Annotated in this window: 13 protein-coding genes; 4 read left to right on the top strand and 9 right to left on the bottom strand. The window is 47.3% G+C overall.

What is annotated here, in order from left to right; genetic code table 11:
• Positions 1-221 precede the first annotated feature (221 nt).
• The 3 genes from pepA to HYN51_RS12190 all read left to right on the top strand — a co-directional run bounded on the left by pepA (position 222) and on the right by HYN51_RS12190 (position 5,485).
• Positions 222-1,733 carry a leucyl aminopeptidase gene (gene pepA, locus HYN51_RS12200; protein ID WP_108900280.1) on the top strand — a complete coding sequence of 504 codons (1,512 nt, stop codon included), beginning with the start codon at positions 222-224 and terminating at the stop codon, positions 1,731-1,733.
• Between the two features lie 430 nt (positions 1,734-2,163).
• Positions 2,164-2,613, top strand: a complete 450-nt coding sequence (locus tag HYN51_RS12195; RefSeq protein ID WP_108900279.1) for a DNA polymerase III subunit chi — start codon at positions 2,164-2,166, stop codon at positions 2,611-2,613.
• 16 nt (positions 2,614-2,629) lie between these two features.
• The gene (locus tag HYN51_RS12190; protein WP_108900278.1) at positions 2,630-5,485 is read left to right on the top strand and encodes a valine--tRNA ligase; all 2,856 of its coding nucleotides are present in this window, start codon (positions 2,630-2,632) and stop codon (positions 5,483-5,485) included.
• Between the two features lie 349 nt (positions 5,486-5,834).
• Here the strand turns inward: HYN51_RS12190 and HYN51_RS12185 are convergent, their stop codons facing one another.
• The 4 genes from HYN51_RS12185 to HYN51_RS12170 all read right to left on the bottom strand — a co-directional run bounded on the left by HYN51_RS12185 (position 5,835) and on the right by HYN51_RS12170 (position 10,841).
• Positions 5,835-6,296: a type II secretion system protein N gene (locus HYN51_RS12185; protein WP_108900277.1), complete on the bottom strand. Its 462-nt coding sequence runs from the start codon at positions 6,294-6,296 to the stop codon at positions 5,835-5,837.
• Positions 6,297-6,561: 265 nt separating this feature from the next.
• Positions 6,562-7,209 (bottom strand): molecular chaperone TorD, encoded by a 648-nt coding sequence (gene torD / locus HYN51_RS12180; protein ID WP_108900276.1) that lies wholly within the window; start codon positions 7,207-7,209, stop codon positions 6,562-6,564.
• Positions 7,206-9,698 carry a trimethylamine-N-oxide reductase TorA gene (torA, locus tag HYN51_RS12175; RefSeq protein WP_108900275.1) on the bottom strand — a complete coding sequence of 831 codons (2,493 nt, stop codon included), beginning with the start codon at positions 9,696-9,698 and terminating at the stop codon, positions 7,206-7,208. The genes torD and torA overlap by 4 nt, the downstream gene beginning before the upstream one ends.
• 21 nt (positions 9,699-9,719) lie before the next feature.
• Positions 9,720-10,841 (bottom strand): NapC/NirT family cytochrome c, encoded by a 1,122-nt coding sequence (locus HYN51_RS12170; RefSeq protein WP_108900274.1) that lies wholly within the window; start codon positions 10,839-10,841, stop codon positions 9,720-9,722.
• 185 nt (positions 10,842-11,026) lie between these two features.
• Between HYN51_RS12170 and pdxR the strand changes: the two genes are divergently transcribed.
• Positions 11,027-12,538 (top strand): MocR-like pyridoxine biosynthesis transcription factor PdxR, encoded by a 1,512-nt coding sequence (gene pdxR / locus HYN51_RS12165; protein WP_108900273.1) that lies wholly within the window; start codon positions 11,027-11,029, stop codon positions 12,536-12,538.
• Here the strand turns inward: pdxR and HYN51_RS12160 are convergent.
• The 5 genes from HYN51_RS12160 to HYN51_RS12140 form a co-directional block, all read right to left on the bottom strand.
• Positions 12,510-12,959, bottom strand: coding sequence for a phosphatidylglycerophosphatase A family protein (locus HYN51_RS12160; protein WP_108900272.1), 450 nt, complete (start codon positions 12,957-12,959; stop codon positions 12,510-12,512). The genes pdxR and HYN51_RS12160 overlap by 29 nt on opposite strands.
• 123 nt (positions 12,960-13,082) lie before the next feature.
• Positions 13,083-14,021, bottom strand: coding sequence for an HpcH/HpaI aldolase/citrate lyase family protein (locus HYN51_RS12155; protein ID WP_108900271.1), 939 nt, complete (start codon positions 14,019-14,021; stop codon positions 13,083-13,085).
• Positions 14,018-15,100, bottom strand: a complete 1,083-nt coding sequence (locus HYN51_RS12150) for a cysteine protease StiP domain-containing protein (protein WP_108900270.1) — start codon at positions 15,098-15,100, stop codon at positions 14,018-14,020. The genes HYN51_RS12155 and HYN51_RS12150 overlap by 4 nt, the downstream gene beginning before the upstream one ends.
• Positions 15,101-15,112: 12 nt before the next feature.
• A complete protein-coding gene (locus tag HYN51_RS12145; protein ID WP_108900269.1) occupies positions 15,113-15,886 on the bottom strand; it encodes an HAD family hydrolase in 774 nt (257 codons plus the stop codon).
• Entirely contained in the window at positions 15,879-16,991 is a 1,113-nt protein-coding gene (locus HYN51_RS12140) for a phosphoribosyltransferase domain-containing protein (protein WP_108900268.1), read from the bottom strand. Before HYN51_RS12140 ends, HYN51_RS12145 begins: the two co-directional genes overlap by 8 nt.
• Positions 16,992-17,010 lie beyond the last annotated feature (19 nt).

Here is a 17,010-nt window from a genome sequence, read left to right as displayed (position 1 = left end):
AAAACTTGTTTTTTTACAGGAAAGCCGATACTTTCATCGTTAATTCGCCATTTTTACTAACATCTACCATAATGGCAGCCTATATTGCTAATAATAGTATTAATGGGCATAAAATATTAACACTATTTGTGTCACGTTAATAAAAACCGCAGGGGCGTTACGGATCTGTCTATTCTATCCATAACTCACCTGCCTTGTCTCTTTAAGATTCAGGAGAGTGCATGGAGTTCAGTGTAAAAAGTGGTAGCCCGGAAAAACAACGTAGCGCTTGTATCGTCGTCGGTGTTTTTGAACCTCGTCGTCTGTCACCTATCGCCGAGCAGCTGGATAAGATCAGCGATGGCTATATTAGTGCGTTACTTCGCCGTGGTGAACTGGAAGGTAAGGTTGGTCAAACTTTATTGTTACACCATGTACCCAACATACTTTCAGAAAGAATTTTATTAATCGGTTGTGGTAAAGAGCGCGATCTTGATGAGCGTCAGTACAAGCAAGTGGTGCAGAAAACGATCAATACCCTAAACGATACTGGCTCAATGGAAGCGGTCTGTTTCCTGACTGAGCTGCACGTAAAAGGGCGTAACACCTACTGGAATGTGCGTCAGGCCGTCGAAACTACTAAAGAAGCGCTGTATATTTTCGACCAGTTGAAAAGCAATAAAGTCGAGCCACGCCGTCCATTGCGTAAAATGGTACTCAGCGTACCAACCCGTCGCGAGCTAACCTGCGGTGAAAAAGCCATCCAGCACGGTCTAGCGATTTCGGCCGGTATAAAAGTCGCAAAAGATTTGGGCAATATGCCGCCAAATATTTGTAACGCTGCTTATCTAGCTTCCCAAGCTCGTCAATTGGCTGATGCGTTCAGTGAAAATATCATGACTAAAGTCATTGGCGAACAGCAGATGAAAGAGCTAGGAATGAATGCTTACTTAGCGGTAGGTCATGGTTCCCAGAATGAATCGCTGATGTCAGTGATTGAATACAAAGGCAATCCGGTCGCGGATGCTAAGCCTATCGTGTTAGTGGGTAAAGGACTGACGTTCGACTCGGGTGGTATTTCCATCAAACCTGCCGAAGGCATGGATGAGATGAAATATGATATGTGCGGCGCGGCGTCAGTATATGGCGTCATGCGCGCAGTGGCAGAGCTGAAACTCACGCTCAATATCATCGGGGTGCTGGCTGGCTGTGAGAACATGCCGGGTGGACGAGCCTACCGTCCGGGCGATGTGTTGACCACCATGTCCGGGCAGACCGTGGAAGTGCTGAATACCGATGCAGAAGGTCGCTTAGTGTTATGTGACGTATTAACTTACGTTGAGCGCTTTGAACCCGAAGTGGTTATCGACATCGCCACCCTGACCGGTGCCTGCGTTATTGCCTTAGGCCACCAAATCACAGGCCTGATGTCGAACCATAATCCATTGGCATCCGAACTGATCGGCGCATCCGAACAGGCCGGCGACCGCGCATGGCGCTTACCGTTGGGAGATGAGTATCAGGAGCAGTTAGAGTCTAACTTTGCTGATATGGCCAACATCGGCGGTCGTCCTGCGGGCGCGATTACTGCGGGCTGCTTCCTCTCCCGCTTTACCCGCAAATACAGCTGGGCACACCTAGACATCGCCGGCACCGCATGGCGCTCAGGTAAAGCCAAAGGCGCAACAGGACGTCCGGTAGCCTTACTAACCCAGTTCTTGCTTAACCGCTCAGGCCAAAGCTACGACGAGTAACAGGCACTGATATAAGCCGTACGTTGTTTATTTCTGTTACCTGTATGACATGGTATTATCATGTCAATCTATGTGATTAAAGGAGCACGCCACGCGTGCTCCTTAAGTTATTAAGTTATAAATAAAGCTAATCGAGGGAGAGGCTGCCGTGGGGTCGACTTGGCGTAAGCCAACGACAAACAGGCTTTGCCTGTTTGAACAGCGCTAGCGCTGGCCCGAAGGGCAAAATACCTTCGGTATTTTGTAAGTGCCCGTAGGCAGACTAGGCCCGACGTGCTCCGATGCTAAGTACGGGCGGTCTTCCGGCTGGGCACAATGCCCATATGTAGACATTGTATTTACGGCCGGAATATCCTCTGAAGCTAACTTATCAACTCAACAATCACGGTATGCCTTAACGACTAAACAAAGTGATCACCCAACGCCAACTATGAAAACAGCATCATTTTATCTGCTCGACCACAGCAACTCATCACAGGGGCTCTCAGCCTGCGAAGCGCTGACCTGTAGCATTGTGGCTGAACGTTGGCGCATGGGGAAACGCGTACTCATCGCCTGCGAAACCCAACAACAGGCAGAGCAGTTGGATGAAGCACTATGGACGTTGGATACCGATCGGTTTGTTCCTCATAACCTGGCCGGTGAAGGCCCTAAATATGGAGCGCCGGTGGAGCTGTGCTGGCCCGGTAAACGCAGCAACGCACCACGGGATCTTCTGATTAATCTACAGAGTCAATTTCCAGATTTTGCTACGGCATTCTATGAAGTGATAGACTTTGTTCCACATGAAGACGATTTAAAGCAGTTGGCGCGCGAACGTTATAAAGTTTATCGCAGCGTCGGTTTTAATCTGTCTACGGCAACGCCGCCAACCATCTGAATGATATAAAAATACCATGGAAAAAACATATAACCCGCAAGACATCGAACAGTCCCTCTATCAACATTGGGAAGAGAGTGGCTACTTTAAGCCGAATGGCGACACCAGCAAAGAAAGCTACTGCATCGTCATTCCTCCGCCGAATGTAACCGGTAGCCTGCATATGGGACACGCATTCCAGCAGACCATCATGGATGCCATGATCCGCTATCAGCGCATGCAGGGAAAAAATACCCTTTGGCAGACAGGAACTGACCACGCAGGTATCGCGACCCAGATGGTGGTGGAGCGTAAAATTGCTGCTGAAGAGAACAAAACGCGTCACGACTACGGCCGTGAAGCCTTTATCGACAAAATCTGGCAGTGGAAAGCCGAATCAGGTGGCACCATCACCGGCCAAATGCGCCGTTTAGGTGCTTCCGTCGATTGGGGGCGTGAACGCTTTACCATGGATGAAAGCCTCTCTAATGCGGTAAAAGAGGTATTCGTTCGCCTACACAAAGAGAACCTGATTTATCGCGGTAAACGATTGGTTAACTGGGATCCAAAACTGCGTACGGCGATTTCCGATCTGGAAGTAGAAAACCGTGAAACCAAAGGTTCCATGTGGCACCTGCGCTATCCACTGGCCGATGGCGTAAAAACCGCGGACGGTAAAGATTATTTGGTGGTTGCCACCACGCGTCCTGAAACGGTACTGGGCGATACCGGCGTAGCCGTTAATCCAGAAGATCCTCGCTATAAAGACCTTATCGGCAAGTATGTTGTCCTGCCGCTGGTAAATCGCCGTATTCCGGTGGTGGGTGATGAACATGCGGATATGGAAAAAGGTACCGGCTGTGTGAAAATCACCCCGGCCCATGACTTTAACGACTATGAAGTTGGACGTCGTCACGCTCTACCAATGATCAATATTCTGACCTTCGATGGCGATATCCGCGATAGCGCAGAGATATTTGATACCAATGGTGAACCAAGTGAAGTTTATCTCGATGCGTTACCGTCTGAGCTGCGTGGGTTAGAGCGTTTTGCCGCACGTAAAGCCGTGGTTGCCGCCTTTGATGGTCTTGGCCTGCTGGAAGAGATTAAACCGCATGACTTAACGGTTCCTTATGGCGACCGTGGCGGTGTGGTTATCGAACCTATGCTAACCGACCAATGGTATGTACGTACTGCTCCTCTGGCCAAAGTTGCCATTGAAGCGGTTGAAAATGGCGATATTCAGTTCGTGCCTAAGCAGTATGAAAATATGTACTTCTCTTGGATGCGCGATATTCAGGACTGGTGTATTTCCCGCCAATTATGGTGGGGACACCGTATCCCTGCGTGGTATGACGCAGAAGGCAACGTATACGTTGCCCGTAACGAAGAAGAAGTGCGCCAAGAGAATAACATCCCGGCTGACGTGGTGCTGACTCAGGACGAAGACGTGCTGGATACTTGGTTCTCCTCCGGGTTATGGACTTTCTCAACCCTAGGCTGGCCGGAAAATACAGAGGATTTACGTACCTTCCACCCAACCAATGTATTGGTTAGTGGTTTTGATATTATCTTCTTCTGGATTGCCCGCATGATCATGCTGACCATGCACTTTATTAAAGATGAAAATGGCAAACCACAGGTACCGTTTAAAAACGTCTACGTGACAGGCCTTATCCGTGACGATGAAGGACAGAAAATGTCCAAAACCAAGGGTAACGTTATTGATCCGCTGGATATGATAGACGGTATCTCTCTGGATGGCCTGTTAGAAAAACGCACCGGTAACATGATGCAGCCGCAACTGGCGGAGAAAATCCGTAAGCGCACCGAGAAGCAATTCCCGGACGGTATTGAAGCGCACGGTACGGATGCCCTGCGTTTTACGTTGACGGCGTTAGCCTCAACCGGTCGCGATATCAATTGGGATATGAAACGTCTGGAAGGTTACCGTAACTTCTGTAACAAGCTGTGGAACGCCAGCCGCTTTGTATTAATGAACACTGAAGATCAGGATTGTGGTCAAAACGGTGGAGAGAAAGAGCTTTCGCTGGCAGATCGCTGGATTCTGGCGGAGTTTAACCAGACGGTGAAAGTCTATCGTGAGGCACTGGATAGCTATCGTTTCGATATGGCTGCCAACATTCTGTATGAATTTACTTGGAACCAGTTCTGTGACTGGTATTTGGAGCTGGCGAAGCCGGTGATGAATTCAGGTTCTGAAACAGCGCTGCGCGGTACTCGTCATACGCTGGTCCACGTATTGGAGTCATTACTGCGTTTAGCGCATCCAATCATTCCATTTATCACCGAAACTATCTGGCAGCGCGTGAAACTGTTGAAAAACATCACTGCGGATACCATCATGCTGCAACCAATGCCGGAGTATGATGCAGCGCTGGACGATAAAGCCGCTCGGGATTCACTGGAGTGGATCAAGCAGGCCATCGTTGCGGTGCGTAATATCCGTGCCGAGATGAATATTGCGCCGGGTAAACTGCTAGATGTGTTACTGCGTGAAGCCAGTCCGATAGCTCAAAGCCGAGTGATGGAAAACGAGAACTTTATTAAAACGCTGGCGCGTCTGTCGTCGATGACCATTCTGCCAGCCGGTGATAAAGGCCCGGTTTCTGTAACCAAACTGGTGGAAGGTGCCGAGCTGTTAATTCCAATGGCGGGTCTGGTAGATAAAGCCGCTGAGTTGGAGCGTCTGGCGAAAGAAGTGTCGCGCATCGAAGAAGAAATTGAGCGTATTGAGAGCAAGCTGGAAAATGAAGGTTTTGTTTCTCGTGCTCCGGAAGCGGTTGTGGCTAAAGAGCGTGAGCGTTTAGCTACCTTTATCGACGATAAAGCCAAACTGCTGGATCAGAAGGCGATCATCGCTGCTTTGTAAGCTGATGAAGTTTTCTGATTAATTTTTCGGAAGATATAAAAAAACGGCCCCACCATAACTGGCGGGGCCGTTCTATTATGCACATCAATAACAGCGATAACGACGAGGCTCATTAGCTGTTACTGCATCATCCCGATTGTGCAACGTATCCTTTTAATCGCTTCCTGCTTGTAACATAGCCGCTTCCCTACGGCTTTATTTTAGGGGATATATCTTCCCTGATTACTGCGATTACCATCCAAATCACGCAGCGAGTTTTTCCAGACAGTCCCTGTCTGCTAACTTAATACTTCCATTATGATACGATGAGTGAGAACGGAGCTATTCGGACTTATCGTTAACATCCTGACTATACTGCGTGCCCTTTCATATAATCAGGTTGTTTTAACTTCACGGTTTCCATGTTGCCTTTATTACGCAGATGGATCCCATCCTTATCAATAGAGTCAACAAACACGTCACTGTAACCTTTAAGCATTTCACCAACGCGATAGTTAATTTCTTCACTTCCTTGCTTGAGCGTGGCCATCGATAAATCCGTATCACTGCTGTAGACAATGGCGCTAACTTCTACTGCGACCGGTGGTGCCTGAACGGCATTTTTAGGTGCGGTGGTTGCCTGGCTAAACAGCGTCAGATTTGTTGGCTCGGCAACAACATCCATTTTTGCTTTATTCGCATGTTTGGTGGTACTGCTTAAGGTGTAGCTTTGGTGGTTGTCATAAGTGTGATAAGCCTGAAAAGCACCAAATCCAAAAACAACAGCTATCAGGCCAGGAACAGTATATTTATTGATAATATTCAGTTTCACTATTTGGTACCTCTAAGACAAAATTGGAATAGTCATCGACTCATTGATGAAGCGTTAACGCTGCTGAGCCATGCTTGCTTGGAAGGTATTTTGCCGGGGGATGACCGCTAATTCCACACACTTTCAGTCCTAAAAAAAACCGGTAGATTTACTTATTGTTATACCTGTTTATCGCATTTTCTTAATATTACTTAGATGGTTTTTTTGGGGAGAACTTACCAATAACCTTCTATTATGGAATGGTTATTGGTAAGAAAAACGTGGTTTATGGGGTTTGTATCGATGAAGATGATGTATGAATGCACTCAGTTAAATACTGTTCATCTTGCAAAATATAGCTTTTGAGTAACCGAAGCAGTGATGAATAGAAGCCAAATTTATCTCGTTGTTGACATAATTTAACCAAGCTAGGTAACCAGCTAAGTAAACGCTCGTTGAGGTATTGACGTTGTGAAGTAAAGGAAGGCGACAGGTCATCGAGTGATTCAATCAATAATGCCATTACGGCAAGTTGCACGGCCAGATGATCCGCCGCCTCATTGTTGCTGGTTTGCTGTTTCAGACGATTTAGCCATTGATCCATCAGGATCCGTTCTTCCGCCGGGGAGCTATGCGGATAGTGTCCGGCGTAGGGAGAAACCCCACTCGGTGGAGCCATCAGAAACAATTCTGCATAATCGGCAGCCAGTTCAAGCTGATTGTTCGGGCGGTTGGCTAACGCCTTCAATTTACGCCGAAATAAATCGGCAGGAAGGTGCAGCTCAGGAATCGATTTCAGCCCGCGCAGTAGTTGCTGAAGTTCCGGTGAGTTCAATGACGCTATATCCGTAACCGAGAGCTCCTGAAACAGCAGGCAAGCAAACCAACGGTAAATATTGGCCCGTTCCCGGGCCAGATTATCAGTTCTTATCATGCATGCGTACCTTGAACCTGTTGAGGACCACCAAAACCGGTTACGGCAGGGATGGTTCCCTGATAGCGTTCAACCTGTACAATGGCCGTATGAGCGGAAGGGCCTTGAGCAAGCTGAGATGTTCCTATATCCGCACTCAGTACGTTAGGGTCGCCATAGGTGCAAAGCGTACCGGCTTTGCCGCCTTCTAGTGGGGAATACCAGGCACCTTCATGAATACGAACCACTCCCGTCACGTAATCTTCGCTGATAACTACGCCGGCTAATACCTGCCCACGGGCATTAAATACTCTGGCGATGTCGCCATTTTTCAGCCCACGCGCTTTTGCATCAGCCGGGCTGATATACAGCGGCTCACGCCCGTTGACAGCATAAGTCTTGCGATAGTTATCGCTGGAGCAAATTTGAGAATGTAAGCGCTTATCCGGATGGCAGGATTGCAGGTGAAGTGGATATGCTTCAGCCTGTTTGCCGCTGTGGCTGCGTTCAAACGGCTCCAGCCAGACTGGATGGCCTGGACAATCCTGATAGTTGAATCCGGCGATGGTCTTACTGTATATCTCTATCAGCCCAGACGGGGTGCCCAGCGGGTTGAGATCCGGTGATTCTCTGAATTCACCATGACGCACCCACGGCGTTCCTGCCGGATATTCGATGTAACCTTCACCATTCCAGAAGGTGTCAAAATCAGGCATGGTTACACCCGTATCTTGACCTTGCTTACGGCCTTCGTCATACAGACGTTTAATCCACTGCATTTCTGTCAGTTTTTCGCTGTAAATTTCATTCTGATTAAAACGCTTACACAAATCGGTAAAAATATCGAAGTCGTGGCGTGCTTCAAATTGTGGTTTAACCACTTGGCGAATGGCCATCAGTCCTTTATTGGAATGGGTACCAAATTGCTCGATATCGTTACGTTCATAGCGGGTGGTAACCGGTAGGACAATATCGGCAAAGCGACAGGAAGCCGTCCACTGGTGGTCAAGGACAATGATGGTTTCAAGCTTTTTCCAAGCTTCTATCATGCGGTTGCGATCTTGCTGGGCATGGAATGGATTAGCGGCGGTGAAAATAGCCATTTTTATATCTGGGAAGGTAAGTGTTTCGCCATTGAAGGCCAGTTTTTTACCCGGAGAGAGTAAACAGTCCACCATGCGGGAAACGGGAATGTGTGGCGATGCGCCACGAAAATCCGCGGCATGAACCGCTTTTGGTGGGTGGCTTAATCCACCTAGGCCAGACAACACCGGCCCTTTAGAGGTGACCGTGCCACCACCGTTATAGTGCCAGCCAAATCCCACTCCGCCACCGGGCAAGCCAATTTGACCCACCATAGTTGCTAGAACCACCAGCATCCACGGATATTGCTCACCGTGATGCATTCGTTGTACACACCATCCCCCCATAAATTGGGTACGACCTTTAACTAACTGATGGGCTAATTCACGTATTTTTTCTGCATCAATACCGCAAATGGCGGCGGCCCACTTGGCATCTTTCGGCTGTTTGTCAGTTTCACCCATAAGATAAGGCAGGAACTGATCAAAACCAACGCTGTATTCTTTCACAAAATCTGCATTGTAGAGTTTTTCACTATACAAGGTATGGGCCAGACCCAGCATGAGTGCTACATCCGTCTGCGGATTGAGCGCCAACTGCTCGCAGCCCAGATAATTTTGCGTTTTGCTGCGCACCGGATCGATGCTGATCACCTTCATTTTCCCCTGAGACACTTTATCTTTGATTTGTTGCCAGTAGCCAAAAGGCTCGTGGTCAGGAACCAGATACTCAATCTGCAGATTTTTTATTGGGTCACAGCCCCAAAGAATGATGGTATTGGTATTTTCAATCACCAGCGGTAATGACGTTTGCTGTTCATACACTTCAAGTGAACCAATCACATGTGGAAGCACTACCTGAGCCGCCGCCGCAGAGTAGTCACCTACGGTAGTCACATAGCTGCCGTGCATACCGAGCGCTCGGTCTATCGCACCGCCAGCTTTGTGTAATTTACCGACCATCTGCCAGTCGGCAAGACCAGTAAATACGCCAGATGAACCGTATTGCTTCTGTACTCGTTCCAGTTCTTGCCAGAATAGATCCAGCGCCTGATCCCAAGTAACACGCACGAAACGATTATCACCACGCTGTGAGCGATCGGATTTTTCGCGTTTGAGCAGCCAGTCAAGGCGAACCATGGGATAGCGAACGCGAGAGGGGTTATAGACGATCTCTTTTACCGCCTTCAGCATGTCACAAGGAAATTTGTCATGTTTAAATGGACGTGTATCAACCCATTCACCATTCACCACTTTGGCTTCAAACGCACCGAAGTGAGAGCCGGATTGAATCCACTGTTCTGGGCTGGCTTCGGCCGCCCAAGCCCGGCCCATTAATGGACCGGTGGTGATAGCACTCAGGGCTCCGGTGGCCATCATGCCTTGAATGAAACGACGTCTTGATGAACTAATTTTTTGAAAACTCATAGAAATATCCTCATTGTATTTTTATTCTTTGGTATCGCTGGCATGGGTTTGCAGGTATTTCAGCAAGGTGCTCTCTTCCTGCTTGGATAATCGGTAATAGGTGGACATGGCTTTTAATCCAGCAATCCAGCCGTTGGCGTTATATTGAGTCGTCGGGGGTGTGCTGTGACAGGAACTGCAGGTGGATTTCAACATACTCTCTGCGTATTGCCACACGGGTTGTAGATTGGCGCTGAATCCTTCTTGGGATGTCCAAGCGGTAACGCTAATCTGTTCCCACTGCTGGTGGGAAACTGGGTCTTCCTGTTGGCTAAGGACTTTTACTGCCGGTAGGAGCGAATCATCCAGTACGGCGCTGAATACGCGCTTGCCGGGATATTGGGTGATCACTCTTCCCCGGCCACTGCTTTCACGCCAGCCGGTGATTTCTATTTGTACTTGCTGATCCTGATGTGCCAGTACGGTGACTTTTGTGGCTGGCATTAGCTGGGCTTTACCGGCTTCACCATTGACCGCCGCGGTGATCTTTTTATCGCTCAGCGTGAATAGCTCATGGCTTTCAGGTAATTGTTGTGCCTGTTGCTGAAGCTTATTGAAATCATCACGAAAACCGCTACTGATATCCGGTTTACGGTGTGCAATGCCTTTATGGCAGTCGATACATTGGCTATCTTTCCCTGCTGCGGTGGTCATTTGTTGTGCGGCGGCGGCGGATTGCTTGCCATGATCCATCGCTTGATAACTGTGGCAGGATTTACAGGCAGCAGAATTGTTTGCCGCCATACGAGACCACTCTTTATGGGCCAATTCGGCTCGTTTAGCTTCAAATTTCTCTGGAGTATCGATAGAAGGGGAGACCCATTGATAATAAAGTTCGCCTACTGCCTGAGTTTTACGGACCAGTGTCGGAATAATTCCGGGCGGAATGTGGCAGTCTTTGCATTCCGCCCTTACGCCGGAAGCATTCTTAAAATGGACACTTTCCTGATACTCTTTTGCTGGTATGCTCATGGAATGGCAGGAGAGGCAAAACTCGGTTTTGCTGGTGTAATGAATGCCCTGATAGCTTCCCCAAATTAATAACAGCATCAGTAAAGCACCACTGAACATCAGTGATATTGTTTTTTTATTTAGCTTACACATAGTTATCTCTCTGTTTTTTAATAACGTTAACGGGAAACGGTCGTCAACAGATAGAGACAGGGAGATGTTGTAGATAGGAACAGATAACACTATAGGGTTAGTATCAATTTTTTCGGGATGTTTCTCCCTTATGATGCGACTATGGCTTTTATTCGATCTTAATTTGATGAAAATGGCGGTTTAGTATGTTGGATATTCATCTGGACCCATCATCGGGTACTCCTTTACAGCAACAGATATTTCAGACCATACACCAGGCTTTGCTGCAGGGAGAATTACCCGTTGGCTATCGGTTGCCATCGATTCGCGAGCTGTCCCGCAATTTGAATGTGGCACGCATTACGATCGTTATGGCTTATGACAAGCTGATTCAAAATGGTTATGTTAAAAGCCGCCCAGGCATTGGCTATGAGGTGGTTTTCAGTAGCGCAATACAAAAAGCGCCTCAGTCTGCGCGCATAGAGAATGCCAGAGAGCCGGTTAAGCTCATGCCAGCCAGCGTAGGCCAAGATGTCTATTCTCCGACGACGCCTGAACTTTATTGTCGATTGGGCGTTCCCGATCCTCATGCTTTTCCATGGCCAAGTTGGCGAAAGTGGAATAATTCAGCCAGCAACTCTAAACATCATTTGCTAACTCGTTACCATTCTCCTCAGGGATTGATGTCGTTACGTACAGAATTAGCCAGATTTCTGCGTCTGACTCGCGGTATTGAAACCCAGCCAGAAAATGTGATTGTGATTAATGGGATTCAGGAGGGGCTGGCTTTACTTACCCAGCTTTTTATTCTCAATACCAAAAGTTGCAGAGTTGTCACCGAGTCCCCTTGTTATTCCGGGGCGTGGCATTTATTTGATTATTATCAGGCTGAAGTAGAAACGGTCGCGGTCGATGAACACGGGATTCAGGTTGAGCATCTTCCTTCTCGTCCCACTCAGCTTTGCTATGTCACACCTTCACATCAATACCCGGTTGGTGGAACCCTTTCTCTTGAGCGCCGCTGCGCTTTACTGACTTGGGCGCAAAAGACCGGAGCTTATGTTATTGAAGATGATTACGATTCGGTTTTTTCCTATAACAGTACGCCTTTGCCTGCATTGAAAGCCATGGATGAAGACGACCGGGTGATCTATATCGGTACTTTTTCTAAAACGTTGGGGCCGGGTATGCGAATGGGGTATATGGTGTGTCCAGACGCGATTTTGACATCCGTTCAAAATATGAAAGCGTTAAGTAATAGCGGAAGTAATTGGTTACAGCAGCAATTTTTGGCTGATTTCATGCATGACCAGCGTTATTACAGCTATTTGCGTAAGTTGGAACAGGAATACGCCAATCGTCAGCGCATACTGGTAGAGGGGCTACAGCGCATTTTCCCACAGGGACGAATTCTGGGTATTGAAAATGGGTTGCACCTCACATTGGTATGTCCTCTCACGGTGAAACAGGTCGAACAACTGCGTGAGCGCTGCCTGCTAGAAAATATTCGTTTTGATACTCTGGTAGAGCTGGCGAATGGTTCGGAGGTGGCCTGGCTGAAAACGGTATCCTCACCGCTGCTGTTTTTTGGCTTTGGTGGGTTAAACCAGCAGCAATTGCTTCATGTATTGGCCGTTATTGAACTACAGGTGGCCATCATTCAACAGGAAGCAAGTGCTGAATTGGCGGTTACACCAGATGATATGCTGCCTGTATGACGCCAAAAGCAATGAGCCCCGCAATAACATCATCAATCATGATGCCAAAGCCCCCGGTGCAATGGCTATCAAACCAGCGGATAGGCCAGGGTTTCAGTATGTCAAAAAAGCGGAAGGTAGCAAACGCTGCGATCATCCAGATAAATCCTTGGGGTAGCGCAATACAGGTGATCCACATACCAACAAACTCGTCCCAGACAATGGCACCATGATCGTCCATCCCGATGGCGTCCGTTGCAGACTGGCAAGCCCAGACGCCAAGAGCAAAGGTGAGCACTAGCATCACCAAATAGGCCTGCATTGGTAACATCTGCAGCAAATAAAAGAAGGGGATTGCTGCCAGAGAACCAAAAGTGCCAGGTGCTTTTGGAGACAGGCCAGAGCCAAAACCCGTAGCAATCCAGTGCAGGGGGTTAGCCATCGACAGTTTGTATAATTCCGGTTTAATCTTGATGCTCAACGTTTAACATCCAAATGTTTAAATGATCCGTCCCTTATTGGGCAGTGAATCAGTGATAATAATGGTAAAAATTCTATCAGAAGATCACATAATTTTTTCTGCTAAATGTTGTTCATATAGAGAATGTGGGACTTCATCCGTAAAACCATAAGATTGAGAACGAGCAATAATATTTTTCGCCCACATATGGTGAGTGGCTGGTTCACACATAGCACCGTTGGACTGGAAAACGGCACTGTTACTATTGAGGATTTTTAGAGCATCAAGGTAATCAGTGATCTCAACCTTAAACGTATTATTGATATGCTCTATTTGCTTGGGATGAATAGCGGTTTTTCCAACCAGTCCATGCTCATTATCAATTTCCAATTCGGCCAGCAGCACCGTTGGGGAATCGATAATTTCACATACTGGAGCCGTCATATAAAACCCTTGAGCGCCAAATATACAGACAATCATTTTGATCACATAGCCTAGTGGGCCATCGTACAACGTTCTGGAACGATTGCGACGAATGCCCAAGACATGCATCAAGTCATTACCACCAATCCGTAACACAATGGTTTTCTTGGAAAAATAGCCATCGTTACGCATGGTGGTCGCCAGAATATTCATCTTGGTGGCATCAAAGCAGTCTGCTGTTTCCAGCGTTGGCATAGCGAAAAGATGTGTACTGGATAATGTTTTACTCCATTCATCAACCTGTTCAAGTTCGAATTTAGGCAGAACGAATCCAGTAATTTTGCTGAGATCCAGCCCAGCTATCAGCATATTAGCCATAGAAATATTACGCGGGCGGATAAATATCAGCGGGGCATCTTTCAGAGTGAGATCTGCGATGTTGGCCAACAATTGGCTGAGGTTTTCAATTCCCAGCTTAATCTCTTTCTCAATAACCGCATCTTCAAGACAGATAACCAATGACTTTAAATTGGGGTACTTATTTTGCGCGATCACCTGAAACAGGTCGTTTCTGGTGGCGGGCATATACAATGTTGCACCTAAATCATAGGGAGTAATCATTCTTTACCTACTTTTTTAATAATGGTAATAGCTCGATAAGGGGCGATAGCATCTCCGACTTCCTGTACGGGGATGGATAATTTTTCGGTCAGATACATGAGGAGAGAAACATCACTATCGGTTTTAGAACGCACTAAAACATGGTCGGGGAGCCGTCTCAATACGGCGCGCGTCGCTTCCGCAATACCCGGCTTTATACGATTAAGATTTCTGATTTCATACTTGTTAGCCAGTGAAGTAACGGTATGCTGGCTCATCTTTAGTAGGGGATAAACTGCGGGATCGTCACATATCGCTGCTTTAATCGCAGTGATATCAATATCATTCCATTTTTGCGTTACGGTATTAATAAAAGAAACACTGCAGTCAAATTTTGTTAAATGATTACACAGGACGCTGCCATGATAGTCATCACTTGACCAAATTGAACGCGATATCAGCCCGGAGATAGGGGCTCCCAGAATGCCAAAGGGAATCAGCCAATCATCAGTAGATGCACTTAACCATGCGCTACCACAAACATCTGCCAGCACCACTAAGCGGTTGCGTTCTGGATAGCCTGAGCGCATGGATAGTGAGCGATGTAGCTCTTGGGTAATGGCACCTTTACCGGTCCAACCATCGACAAATACGATACCTTGCGTACCATGCTGTTGTTCTATTTGCGTCATGGCTACGTCATCAATACCCCGATCGCGGATGATGCTGATGCCATAATGAAATGAACGAACACCTAATTTTTTTAGCGCCAGATGTAGCAAAACGCCGAGAGGAACACCGGCTCTGACCAGGCTAACTAATACAATCTCCTGGTTTGGCAGGTTTTTGACCAGCGCTTTGGCTAATGTCATCACTTCAGTGGCCAGCCGATAACTTCCCGCCTCTAGCGCGCCTTGGTAAAGTTCAAGATGAAATGCGCTGGGCTCAGGTTCTTCACTGAGCATATCTGAATAGTGTTTCTCTCCGCTTTGAATCAATCGCTCTTTTTCTTCTACTGACGTCAACTCAGTAACGACGGTGTTTAAGAGAAAATTTATCCATTCGGTGGGATAAGATCCGGAAAATCCGCGTAATGTCACGTTAACTCCAATTTACGTAATTAAAGATGATAGAAATTGTGATAACTGACTATTTTTAGGCATGCCAAACCAGTCACATAAATGCAGAAAACGATGGTCGCTGGTGCTATCACCCAAGCCTAATACTGGGCGATCTGGCGCCTCGGCCAGTAACCTACCGAGCAGGTGTTTTACCGCCTCACCTTTATCAATACAGTGCGGCAAAAAGGCAACATTATTGCCATTACGGTGCAGATAAAACTCAGAGCAATCCTGTTCTTTGAATAATCGATCGGCGACCCGATAAATTTCTTCCGTTTTGGTGCTATCAGTGTGTTTCATCACAAAATAGATGGGCTGTTGATCGTACTCATAGTTGATTCTGGCCCAACCGTTAACGTGCATTTTGTTTAACAGTTGCTCACAGGCATCGCGAAGTTGAACGATCAGTGGAGAGAGCGGTTGCAGTCTGTTAAGTACAATGTTTTTCCACTCTTCATCTGGCTGTTTGCCTTTATCAAGGAGCACCGCGCCGTGTGTGGTAATCGCCCAACTGGTAAACGGTACTTGGACTCTTGATAGTTCTTCGGTACCTCTGGCTGTGACGGGAATGGTTTCTGAGGTGCTTAAGAGCCAACTTATCAAATTGAACTGTTTTTCCGACATAAAACTACGGGGCTGATATTCCCTGTCTAGAGCCCCTACGTGTTTTGGCTCAATATTTAGCTCATTCAGCATTTTGCGCTTGGTTTGAAAAATGGTGTCATCCAAATCAATCAGGGCGATAGGTTGTGAGGTGTTAATCATGGACAATAACCTCCAGCGTTGCTTTACCACGACTGAGATAGGCCAGCAGTTCAGGGTCAATAAATGATGCAGGCGTTTCGCTACACAGCAAGATGTGCTGGTACTCATCAGGAACAATGTTATACATATAATTCGCAATACCCAGCCCGTAGTTATCGGAGAAGGCAACGCCGCATTTGATCGCCATACCAATAGCAATCGGTGAGCGTGTGGTAGAGCTGAGATATACCTCAGCGCCGGCAGCTTCCAACTGTTCGCCTAACAGAAATGGTTGCCACATAAATTCACCGGTACCTAAAACCAGTACTTTTTTCCCAATATACGAAGAGCCATCCTGCTTGAGCGTTAATCTATGCTGGTTGCAGCCTAATCGCCCCCAGTTTTGTTGAACGGCCATTGGGGCTAACCCACGGGCCGTTACATTAACTGATGGCATCACCGGGATGGGAGCATCTTCTTTAGGCTGCCATGACCAAGCGCCAGATATCAGGCTGACTTCATTTACTGGGATATCTAACCGTTTAGCTAATGCACCATCACTCCAGTTGGTTAGCGTTACTGTAATGATTTGCGACAGGTTTGACAGGCCTGCGGTCAATAATGATTGGTAAAGATTACCGAAGGTATTACCGGTAGTGGCTTCATCATCAACGAGAATCAACGAACGAGCATTCAAAAACATCTCACGGAGCTGTGGGTCTTCAGGAAGATAAATCAGATGGTCGGTAGCATGGCTGTGATTCTCTTTGAATTCACAAAACAATTCGCCGTCGACCGGATGGCGCGTAGAGGTGACCAGACAGGCCTGACTCCCAGACCGCGTATATTCCCGATGTACGCCCGCGGCTAACCCCACGGCAGTTTCAGCCATGCCGATAAAGAGTATGGGTTGTGGCAAGTCCGTAGGGATTTTCGCCGCTAAGGCATGATGACTAGCCTTCATTGCTGACGGAGTTACCGGGATATGTTTTCCCAGCACCTTACTGACAAACAGAAAAGAACGTTTAGGATTGCTTCTTTCTGCCATTTCAAACAGAGCACTAAAGTCTGTGGATTGGTCAGAACGGACTGAAATGATACCGGTTGATAACTCAATTGTTAACATTCGATTCCCTGATGATATG

This window comes from Limnobaculum parvum, assembly GCF_003096015.2.
GTDB lineage: Bacteria > Pseudomonadota > Gammaproteobacteria > Enterobacterales > Enterobacteriaceae > Limnobaculum > Limnobaculum parvum.
The sequence above is the reverse complement of the archived record's forward strand: the minus strand, read 5'-3'. Positions and strand labels throughout refer to the sequence as shown.

What these genes read in the sequence shown, in the direction of transcription:
- pepA (WP_108900280.1), top strand. Translation starts at nt 222, where the DNA reads ATGGAGTTCAGTGTAAAAAGTGGTAGCCCGGAAAAACAACGTAGCGCT.
- HYN51_RS12195 (WP_108900279.1), top strand. Translation starts at nt 2,164, where the DNA reads ATGAAAACAGCATCATTTTATCTGCTCGACCACAGCAACTCATCACAG.
- HYN51_RS12190 (WP_108900278.1), top strand. Translation starts at nt 2,630, where the DNA reads ATGGAAAAAACATATAACCCGCAAGACATCGAACAGTCCCTCTATCAA.
- torD (WP_108900276.1), bottom strand. Translation starts at nt 7,209, where the DNA reads ATGATAAGAACTGATAATCTGGCCCGGGAACGGGCCAATATTTACCGT.
- torA (WP_108900275.1), bottom strand. Translation starts at nt 9,698, where the DNA reads ATGAGTTTTCAAAAAATTAGTTCATCAAGACGTCGTTTCATTCAAGGC.
- HYN51_RS12170 (WP_108900274.1), bottom strand. Translation starts at nt 10,841, where the DNA reads ATGTGTAAGCTAAATAAAAAAACAATATCACTGATGTTCAGTGGTGCT.
- pdxR (WP_108900273.1), top strand. Translation starts at nt 11,027, where the DNA reads ATGTTGGATATTCATCTGGACCCATCATCGGGTACTCCTTTACAGCAA.
- HYN51_RS12160 (WP_108900272.1), bottom strand. Translation starts at nt 12,959, where the DNA reads ATGGCTAACCCCCTGCACTGGATTGCTACGGGTTTTGGCTCTGGCCTG.
- HYN51_RS12155 (WP_108900271.1), bottom strand. Translation starts at nt 14,021, where the DNA reads ATGATTACTCCCTATGATTTAGGTGCAACATTGTATATGCCCGCCACC.
- HYN51_RS12145 (WP_108900269.1), bottom strand. Translation starts at nt 15,886, where the DNA reads ATGATTAACACCTCACAACCTATCGCCCTGATTGATTTGGATGACACC.
- HYN51_RS12140 (WP_108900268.1), bottom strand. Translation starts at nt 16,991, where the DNA reads ATGTTAACAATTGAGTTATCAACCGGTATCATTTCAGTCCGTTCTGAC.